4 protein-coding genes are annotated in these 3,467 nt (G+C 69.9%); 1 reads left to right on the top strand and 3 read right to left on the bottom strand.

The features are described 5' to 3' along the window. Nucleotides 1-416: 416 nt before the first annotated feature. Nucleotides 417-1,727, bottom strand: a complete 1,311-nt coding sequence (locus tag VJN29_RS14500; RefSeq protein WP_324144341.1) for an IS256 family transposase — start codon at nt 1,725-1,727, stop codon at nt 417-419. Between the two features lie 548 nt (nt 1,728-2,275). Here VJN29_RS14500 and VJN29_RS14495 point away from each other — a divergent pair. Continuing rightward, the gene (locus VJN29_RS14495; protein WP_324144340.1) at nt 2,276-2,584 is read left to right on the top strand and encodes a GNAT family protein; all 309 of its coding nucleotides are present in this window, start codon (nt 2,276-2,278) and stop codon (nt 2,582-2,584) included. A 34-nt stretch (nt 2,585-2,618) separates the two neighbouring features. Here the strand turns inward: VJN29_RS14495 and VJN29_RS14490 are convergent, their stop codons facing one another. Continuing rightward, complete coding sequence (locus VJN29_RS14490) at nt 2,619-2,939, bottom strand: GNAT family N-acetyltransferase (RefSeq protein ID WP_324144342.1); 321 nt, start codon at nt 2,937-2,939, stop codon at nt 2,619-2,621. 164 nt (nt 2,940-3,103) lie between these two features. Further along, nucleotides 3,104-3,467: nuclear transport factor 2 family protein (locus VJN29_RS14485; protein WP_324144339.1), on the bottom strand; the 364-nt coding region annotated here is incomplete at its 5' end.

Below are 3,467 nucleotides of genomic sequence, written 5' to 3'. Positions count from 1 at the left end.
ACTCGGAGATGGCGGCCTACGCCGGCCTCGTGGCCCGCCGGGCACGCCCCGACCGGGCCGCGCTCACCGACGAAGGCGTGGACCTCCGGTCGTTGTCAGCCTGAGGACCCCACCGCTCCCTGGGTGACTCGCTCTCGCGTGGTGCAGCCGGACGCCCGAGAGAATGGCCATGGTGGGCCAAATTGAATGAGACAACGCCGAGAGAATGGCGCTGAGGGGCCAGATTCAGTGAGACAACGCCGAGAGAACGGCCATCGCGGGCCAGATTCAGTGAGACGGGCGGCGGAATGGCGTCTCAGCCAATCTGACCCGCTGCAGCTCAGCGACGTGCGGCTGGGCCAAGTCCAGTGAGACAGGACACCCGGTGGCGTCTCAGGGGCGGTGTAAATGGCTCGGACGCAGGCTCCGTCGTGATGTTACGCGGCGGCGGTGACGGTCTGGGCGATCACCTCCTGGGGTGCTGATGGTCGTGGCTGGCCGAGCAGTTCGCGCCGCAGGTCCTGCAGCCGGCGTAGCGCCTTGGGACTCATGGTGAGCCCGCGCCAGCCCTTGGCTGCCCGGTCGAGGACCGCCCAGACCAGCGACAGGCAGCTCTGCTCGCCGGGCAGGCGGCCGATCACCTTAACCCTGCGGCGGGTCTCCCCGAAGGTCCGCTCGATCAGGTTGGAGTGCCGGATGCGCTTACGGTGCTCAGCCGGGAACAGCAGGTGGGCGACGAGCGCGTCGAGGTTGTCGGCCACACATGCGACCGCGGCGGGGTACAGCGGCTTCCACCTGGCGATGAACCGCCCGGCCCGCCGGCGGGCTTCTGTGACGGCGGCCTCGCCCTCGGCCTCGATCCCGTCGAAGACCGCCCAGTAGTCCCGCTTCACCTGGTCCTGGGCGTGGGTGGGGACCTTGGCGATGAGGTTGCGGCAGACGTGGACCAGACAGCGCTGGTGCAAGCTGTTGGGGAACGAGCACTCGATCGCCGCGCATAGGCCCTTGCCACCGTCGGAGATGACCAGCAGCGGGGCGCCGAGCCCGCGGTCGGTCAGGTCCTCCAGCAGCGCCCGCCAGGCATCGGTCGACTCGGTCGCGCCCGGGGCCAGGCCCAAGAACACCGGCTTGCCGTCGGTGTCGATGCCCCAGGCCACCAGCACCGGCTCGGCCCTGGCCTTGGGGTGCATCTTGAAGAACGACCCGTCCAGGTACAGGTAGTCGAGGCGGATGCCGGTCAGGTCGCGGCGGCACCAGGTGTCGAACTCGGTCCGCAGCCGCTGGCAGATCCGGCTGACGGTCGAGCGGCTGACCGCCGCCTGCTCGCCGAAGACCTCGGCCAGCATGGCCTCGACGTCGCGGTCGGACAGGCCCCGCACCCAGCAGGAGATGACCAGGGTCTCCAACGCGTTGGTCCGGGTGACACCCTGGCCGAACAGCTGGTCGCACAGGGCGGCGTGAGCGTGGCGCAGCTTCGGGCGTTGCAGTTGGACCGGCCCCAGCGACGTCTTGAGCGTGCGGGGCTGCTGCCAGCCGTTGCGGTAGCCCTCGGGCAAGTCCTGGCTCCGCCGCTCGTAGCGGCCGCGGCCAAGCTCCTCGCAGACGATCTCTTCGATGACGCTCTGGAAGGTCAAGCGCACCGACAGGCGGGCCACCTGCTCGACGACACTCAGCAGCTCCCCACCGGACTCGAACAGCTCGTGGATCTGGGCGCGGATGGCCTCAGTGGGCGATACTCGGACAGCCACGGGCGTGGGTCCTCCTTCGTGAGTTGGTAGCTCCCGAAGGAACCTACGCCCGTCGCACGTTTACACCGGGGATCTGACGCCACCCCCTCGCGGCGCGCCACTCCGCAGCTCACAGGCAACCTGACAAAAGAGCTGCCGGAGGAGAGCGCGGGTGGTGTCACTCGACCGTTGGAGTGGAGCTGGGTGTCCCCGCGCCGTCGGGTGTCCCCTGGCCGACAGGTACTCCCGCAACGCACCCGTGGTGCATTGCTGCCCTCGGATGAGTTCGGGCCGAGGCACTCGTTCCGCGACCGCAGCATCGCGTTACCGGCCGACTCGCGGAATGATGGCCGCATGCCCGAGGAGCCCGTCCGGCTGCGCCCGATCGAGGAAGCCGACCTCGACACCCTGCGCCGGTTCGACACCGACCCATCCTCCAGGGGGCCGTACCTGTCGTCGGGCTTCCGCAGCCCGCACGTCCGCCGGCGCCGCTGGGAGGCGGACGGCTGGCTCGGTGCCGACTCCGGCCAGCTCGCCGTCGTCCTGCCCGACGGACCCTGGCCGGGATCGTGGCCTGGCGTAGCATCCAGACCGGCGGGCCGGAGATCGGCTGCCTGGAGATCGGCATCCTGCTGTTCCCAGAGCACCGCGGCCAAGGCCAGGGGACCGCGGCGCAACGACTGCTGGCTCAGTACCTGTTCGCGACCACGCTGGCCAACCGGCTCCAGGCGATCACCAACATCGAGAACATCGCGGAGCAGAAAGCGCTGGAACGTGCCGGGTTCCGCCGCGAGGGCGTCATGCGTGGCCTGGCCTTTGACGGTGGACGCTGGCACGACGGGGTGCTGTACGCCCGGCTGCGGCACGACCCTGCGTGACCGCTGGACCAACCAGTCCGTCCAGGCTGGCATGCTACTGGCTGGCTGCCGCCTGGCTGGCCTGCCAGTCGGCCCGGTCGATGGCGTACCACGCCACCAGGGCACCCTTGTGGGTGAACTCCTCCTGGAAGGCCAGGCCGCACTTCTCCATCACCCGCCGCGACGCGGCGTTGTCGGCCCGAGCGGTGCTGATGATCCGCTCCAGGCCGACGGCCTCGAACCCGTACCCCAGCGCAGCCCGGGCGCCCTCGGTCGCCAGCCCCCGGCCCCACACCGACGGGTGCAGGTCCCAGCCGACCTCGATCTTGTCCGGGCCCGGCCAGCGGGGCAGCTCATTCAGCCCGACCTGCCCCAGCCAGCGGCAGCCAGCCGGTAGGTCGCCAGCCTGGACGGACTGGTTGGTCCAGCGGTCACGCTGGGTCGTGCCGCAGCCGGGCGTACATCACCCCGTCGTGCCAAGCCGCAGGTCGCGCAGGTCGCGGGTGAGCGTGAGGGCCGAAGATCCAGGACTGGCCAGCCTCAGCTCCCGCCGCGGATGCGGGCTGGGAGGTCCCCTCCGGCGTGCGGTGCGGCGCCTTCCTCGGCCCACGGCTTGCGCCAGTCCGGTGCCGGGAACGGCTCGGCGGTGTAGATCGTCTCGCGTTGCACCTTGTCGCCGCGGAACTCAAGGATCTTGACGAAGTGGACCGGGTCGGCGCCGTCGTACAGCAGTCGGCCCTCTCCGATCCAGAAGTCCCCGCTTCCTCGGATCTCGCGCGGCTCGAAGTCGAGTCGTGCGTGATAGTGCTGGCGCCAGCCTTGGATGTTGGCCTTGCCGCGGAAGCGTTCCCCGGACTGGGGGAACTCCAGGACCGCATCGTCGTGGTAGATCTCGGACGCCTTG

Origin of the sequence: Intrasporangium sp. (assembly GCF_035280925.1) — a bacterium.
Taxonomy (GTDB): domain Bacteria; phylum Actinomycetota; class Actinomycetes; order Actinomycetales; family Dermatophilaceae; genus Intrasporangium.
The sequence above is the reverse complement of the archived record's forward strand: the minus strand, read 5'-3'. Positions and strand labels throughout refer to the sequence as shown.